Below are 5,202 nucleotides of genomic sequence, written 5' to 3'. Positions count from 1 at the left end.
GTCAGCGGTCAGCGGTCAGCGGTCAGCGGTCAGCGGTCAGCGGTCAGCGGTCAGCTATCATGCAGACGTAACTCACATTAAACAAATGGTTACTTGTTTTATTCAAAAGCTAATAGCTGATAGCTGATAGCTGATAGCTTAAGTCATCACTCAATAGTAATTAATCCCTTGTGAATTGACAATTGGGTAGTAACCATTGACAATTAACAAGCAATTTTCTGCTTGCAATTATGGCCACTAGCAATCAATTGGAGTCTTTACTCCTACAACTCGATGACCGCAGCTACAAATCCTACAGAGATATCAAGGGCAGCTATAAGTTTCCAGATTTCACTCTAGTCATTGACAGGGTTCAGGGAGACCCCTTTGCCTCTCCTAGCCAAGTGCGCGTGTACTTACCCCAGTCAGTGGCTGGTTTTCCCAGTGAGCTCTATCGCACTGACAGCCGAGCCATCGCCCTAGAGGATTATCTAACTCGCTCATTTGATTGGGTAGCTGGGGAAATGAGCTGTCGGCGGGGTACCGGAAATAGTGGCTTGATTGCTATTACCCGTGTCGGACAATCCGTGCTGGAGCGCACCTCCGCTTTGGTGAGTGATGAAGGGCTAGAAATCCGGTTTGTGGTAGGATTACCAGCTCGTGGTCGTCGGATTTCTGGGCGTCAGGCCGCAGAAATGCTATGCCAAGATATCCCTGATATTATAGAGCAATCCATCAAGTATGAAGTCCTCGATCCCGCTGCCATTAAGCATCATGTAGAAACAGTGGAAGATGCAGATTGGCTGCGTCAACAGCTGGCAAGCCGTGAATTAGTTGCCTTTATTCCTAACGGTGCCATTTTGCCACGCTCCAGTGGGGTGGATGACAAACCATTGCAAGAGGATGCGATCGCATTTCAATCTCCCAAGACACTTCAAGTAGCATTCACTTGCCCCAATCGAGGATTAATTACCGGTATGGGAATCCCAGAAGGGATCACCTTGATTGTAGGAGGTGGCTATCATGGCAAATCCACAATGCTCAAAGCCATTGAATTAGGAGTTTACAATCATATTCCTGGAGATGGACGGGAATTAGTAGTCACCAATCCCACCGCTGTCAAGATTCGGGCTGAAGATGGTCGGGGGATTTCTGGTGTAGATATTTCCCCATTTATTAATCAGTTACCTCACGGTCGCTCCACTGAAAAATTTTCCACCACCAATGCCAGTGGTAGCACCTCCCAGGCCGCAAATATTATCGAAGCTCTGGAGGCCGGTACCAAATTACTGTTGGTAGACGAAGACACAGCAGCAACTAACTTTATGATTCGCGATCGCCGTATGCAGGAGCTGATTGCTAAAGATAAAGAACCCATTACACCATTTATTGATAAAGTCAAACAGCTCTATACCGAGTATGGTGTCTCTACTATATTAGTCATGGGAGGCAGTGGAGATTACTTTGATGTAGCCGATACCGTGATTGCCATGGACAACTTCCAACCCCAGGATGTCACCGAAAAGGCTCAGTTAATTGCCGAAAAATACTTTACCGAACGCACCGCTGAAGGCGGGAAAAACTTTGGAACTATTACCCCACGAGTACCATTAGCCGATGGGATTGACCCCAGTCGTGGACGCAAAGCCGTAAAATTAAAAGTCCGAGATGTAGATGAAGTAGGGTTTGGTGCAGAAAATATTGATTTATCTGCTGTTGAGCAGATTGTAGAAGTAGGTCAGTTAAGAGCAATTTCCAAAGCTCTTGTTTATGCTAAAGAGAAGTATATCGATGAACGGTTGACCCTATCGGAAATTTTAGATCTGGTGATGAAAGATATTGAAGAAGAAGGATTGGATGTACTAACTTTTTTTCCTGAAGGGGATTTAGTCCAATTCCGCCCCTTGGAATTAGCAGCAGCTCTGAATCGATTGCGGACCCTGTCAGTACTTTGAGGGTAATTCCGCTTAACAGTTCTTTTAAAATTATCAATTACCAATTATTGAACTGATGCAAATAGAAGACTATTTTGATTTTATTGCTCCTGATGATATTCGGATCAAGGGAACGCGAGTGGGCATTGAAAATGTGCTGTATGAGTACATTTACCGGAATCGTACTCCAGAAGAAATTCTTAACTGTTTTTACACCATTACCTTGGAGCAAGTTTATGCCACAATTATTTACTACTTAAACAACAAAGAAGTTGTCAGCGAATATATCTCTGACTGGCTGGAATGGAGTCATCAGCAACAAAAAGCTCAAGAACTAAATCCTCCTCCAGGCATAGTTCGATTACGAAAATTAAAAGCAGAACAAGAAGCGAAGAATAAAGCCTATGAGTCTGAATTATCTGCTGGATGAAAATGTAAATCCAGTCTATCAGATTCAACTACGTCGGCAAGCACCTGATTTAGTTGTCAGAGCTGTTGGAGATCCAGCCACTCCACCAAAAGGTACACAAGACCCAGAAATTCTATGCTGGTGTGAGGAATATGATTTTGTATTGGTAACCAATAACCGCAAGTCAATGCCTGTACACTTAGCAGATCACCTAACTGAAGGTAGACATGTACCAGGAATTTTTATTCTAAGTCCAAAGTTGAATATCGGTGAAACTATTCAACAGCTCATCTTTATAGCTGAGGCATCATTTGAAAATGAATACCAAGACCAAATTGTTCATTTGACAATGATATAAACTGATTACATAGCGTTGGTTAATTAAGGTAAGGTTTTGCACCCCTAGCCCCCTAAAATTAATGCAAGATCACAGTACCATGGCTTAACGGCAATCATCCCATCATGCCCATACGTCAAACCTTAGATTTACCAAACATCCAACTGTCTTACCTAGAATGGAACCAAGGCCAAACTCCCTTGTTACTCTTACATGGCTTAGCAGACCATAGCCTAGTGTGGTCTAGCCTCGGGGATTACCTTGCCCCAAAGTATCATATCGTTGCTCCAGATCTGCGCGGTCATGGGGAAAGTAGCAAGCCAGATCAAGGCTATACCTTTGATGATCACATCGCCGATTTAGAAGCCTTAATGGATCACCTAGGATGGTCTAGTGCTCATATCCTCGGTCACTCCTGGACTGGTAAATTAGTTCCGATCTGGGCTAAGCAAAATCCATCCCGATTGCGCAGCCTGATTTTGGTAGATCCCTTTTTCATGGGGAAAATTCCGATGTTTTTGAAGGTTCTCTTTCCCCTACTGTTCCGTGTCTTGCCTTTTGTGAAAGCCATGGGACCCTTTGTTAGTTATGAGCAAGGGGTAGCACAAGCTCAAGAATTAAAACAATACCGGGGTTGGAGTCCCTTTCAGCAACAAGTCTTTAAAGCCAGCATTGAACCTAAACCTGATGGCAGTTGGGGCAGTAAATTTGTGGTTCAGGCGAGAAATGAGATTTTTGAAGACGTGATGCGCGTAGCAGGACTAACGGAAATTATTGAAATTCCTACAGTATTGATAGTACCAGAAAAGGGTCTTAATCGTTCCGATGGGCAACTAAAACCCTATAAAACTTATTTAAAAAATTTAACTATTCGTCAAGTGCCTGGCAATCATTGGCCATTTTTAGTAGAGCCGGAAGAGTTTAATCGGGCTGTAGAGGTATGTTTGGAAGAGCAACAGCAAAAGCCATCTAAGCTTGAGTAATCAATGTTTAATCTGATGTTTCAGGATTAAACCATATTAGAATTCAATTTTATTCCCCCCACTCCCTACTCCCTACTCCCTACTCCCTAAAAACCAGAAATTTTTACCTCACAAGTCGTAGAATTGGTATAATTAAGTAGTACTAAAGGGACTAATAAAGGAGAGTTATGAGCGTTTTAGGGAACATTATCTGGTTAATCTTTGGGGGTTTAGTGGTTGGTGCCGGTTACATTATCGGTGGATTAGGGATTTGTCTGACTATTATTGGCATCCCCTTTGGAATACAAGCTATCAAGCTGGGCATCGCTAGTCTAGCACCATTTGGCAGAACGATTGAGGAAACCTCAGAGGTTGGTAGCCTCCTCAATATGATTTTTAACATTATCTGGGTGATCGCCTTTGGCTGGGAGATTGCCATTGCTCATTTGGTATCAGGGCTAATTTTAGCGATTACAATTATTGGCCTTCCCTTTGCCCAACAGCATTTTAAATTAATTCCCCTGTCTCTATTTCCCTTCGGTAGAGAATTGCGCTAAATTTTCTAGTCAATACTTTTGTATTTATGGATAACACAGTTTTATTTGGTATGGGCACTTTGCAGGAGTGGCTAACAGTATTAGGTTATGCATCCTTAATTGCTTTTGTTTTTTGGCGCGTGATGCTCACAAAGCCGAAGTGATAGCTATTGATATACTATCGCAAAGGGAACAGGGAACAGCGGATCTGGGAACAGGGAACAAAAATTATCACAATTCATTTAGCTTGTAGGGTGGGCAAAAAGCGATGCAGCGCGGTCTTGATGCAGTCGCTCATGGGGAAACCCCATGAGCGACTGCATCAAGACACAGTTTGGTTCAAATGAGTATTCTAGATAATATTACTTTGCCCACCCTACTTTAATTGGTATTTTTTTTACTACAAGATCGCGAACGCATTACAATATTGCGATCGCGTAGCGGCTCTAAAAGAGCATCGCACTCGATTTTTTGGCATCAGACTATAAATCTTAGGGAAAACCCATGACCAATTTAAGTCTACGAGATATTCCTGAGGAGCTTTACCAACAGATCAAAGCAATGGCTGCCCGAGAACGCCGTTCTGTCAATCAACAGATTTTGGTGTTATTGGAGCGGTCTGTGCGACTCTCCCAACGACCACCAGCAGAGGTTCTCGAAGGCATTGATCGCACTAGAGAAACAATCTTTGCCCGAATTGGTATTATGCCTGATTCAGTGGAGCAAATTAATCAAGACCGGAACCGATAATGCTATTGGTGATTGATAGTCTCTCTTCTTTTCCCAATCTCCCCACACCTCCCACCCTACACCCTACTCCCTACACCCTACACCCTACACCCTACTCCCTACACCCTACTCCCTATTCCTCACAACCAATTTCCCAGCAAAATAAAAGCCGACCAGTAAAAGGGGTGATTAAATTGCTGCCTCTGCAACAGCTCCTGTTGAGATTCACGCAGAGCTTCAGCCTTGGTAACCTTGCCTGTGGCTAACCTCTGATAGAAGCGAGTCATTAACTCTGTAGTGGCTACATCGTCCACAG

7 protein-coding genes are annotated in these 5,202 nt (G+C 43.5%); 6 read left to right on the top strand and 1 reads right to left on the bottom strand.

The window, feature by feature from the left end:
* Positions 1-230: 230 nt before the first annotated feature.
* The 6 genes from AC4II3_RS31100 to AC4II3_RS31075 all read left to right on the top strand — a co-directional run bounded on the left by AC4II3_RS31100 (position 231) and on the right by AC4II3_RS31075 (position 4,907).
* Positions 231-1,934, top strand: a complete 1,704-nt coding sequence (locus tag AC4II3_RS31100) for an ABC-ATPase domain-containing protein (RefSeq protein ID WP_488016385.1) — start codon at positions 231-233, stop codon at positions 1,932-1,934.
* Between the two features lie 55 nt (positions 1,935-1,989).
* Entirely contained in the window at positions 1,990-2,343 is a 354-nt protein-coding gene (locus AC4II3_RS31095; RefSeq protein WP_488016383.1) for a DUF433 domain-containing protein, read from the top strand.
* Positions 2,318-2,680: a DUF5615 family PIN-like protein gene (locus tag AC4II3_RS31090; RefSeq protein ID WP_293120155.1), complete on the top strand. Its 363-nt coding sequence runs from the start codon at positions 2,318-2,320 to the stop codon at positions 2,678-2,680. The genes AC4II3_RS31095 and AC4II3_RS31090 overlap by 26 nt, the downstream gene beginning before the upstream one ends.
* A gap of 104 nt (positions 2,681-2,784) precedes the next feature.
* Positions 2,785-3,642, top strand: a complete 858-nt coding sequence (locus AC4II3_RS31085; protein WP_488016381.1) for an alpha/beta fold hydrolase — start codon at positions 2,785-2,787, stop codon at positions 3,640-3,642.
* A 167-nt stretch (positions 3,643-3,809) separates the two neighbouring features.
* Positions 3,810-4,178: a YccF domain-containing protein gene (locus AC4II3_RS31080; protein ID WP_488016379.1), complete on the top strand. Its 369-nt coding sequence runs from the start codon at positions 3,810-3,812 to the stop codon at positions 4,176-4,178.
* Positions 4,179-4,661: 483 nt separating this feature from the next.
* Positions 4,662-4,907, top strand: coding sequence for a FitA-like ribbon-helix-helix domain-containing protein (locus tag AC4II3_RS31075; protein WP_488016377.1), 246 nt, complete (start codon positions 4,662-4,664; stop codon positions 4,905-4,907).
* Positions 4,908-5,026: 119 nt separating this feature from the next.
* On the opposite strand, the gene AC4II3_RS31070 is transcribed toward AC4II3_RS31075, so the two are convergent.
* The gene (locus AC4II3_RS31070; RefSeq protein WP_490723007.1) at positions 5,027-5,200 is read right to left on the bottom strand and encodes a CHAT domain-containing protein; all 174 of its coding nucleotides are present in this window, start codon (positions 5,198-5,200) and stop codon (positions 5,027-5,029) included.
* Positions 5,201-5,202 lie beyond the last annotated feature (2 nt).

Source organism: Moorena sp. (assembly GCF_982860115.1).
Note: the sequence above shows the minus strand (reverse complement) of the source record. Positions and strands in the feature narration are given on the sequence as shown.

What these genes read in the sequence shown, in the direction of transcription:
- AC4II3_RS31100 (WP_488016385.1), top strand. Translation starts at nt 231, where the DNA reads ATGGCCACTAGCAATCAATTGGAGTCTTTACTCCTACAACTCGATGAC.
- AC4II3_RS31095 (WP_488016383.1), top strand. Translation starts at nt 1,990, where the DNA reads ATGCAAATAGAAGACTATTTTGATTTTATTGCTCCTGATGATATTCGG.
- AC4II3_RS31090 (WP_293120155.1), top strand. Translation starts at nt 2,318, where the DNA reads ATGAGTCTGAATTATCTGCTGGATGAAAATGTAAATCCAGTCTATCAG.
- AC4II3_RS31085 (WP_488016381.1), top strand. Translation starts at nt 2,785, where the DNA reads ATGCCCATACGTCAAACCTTAGATTTACCAAACATCCAACTGTCTTAC.
- AC4II3_RS31080 (WP_488016379.1), top strand. Translation starts at nt 3,810, where the DNA reads ATGAGCGTTTTAGGGAACATTATCTGGTTAATCTTTGGGGGTTTAGTG.
- AC4II3_RS31075 (WP_488016377.1), top strand. Translation starts at nt 4,662, where the DNA reads ATGACCAATTTAAGTCTACGAGATATTCCTGAGGAGCTTTACCAACAG.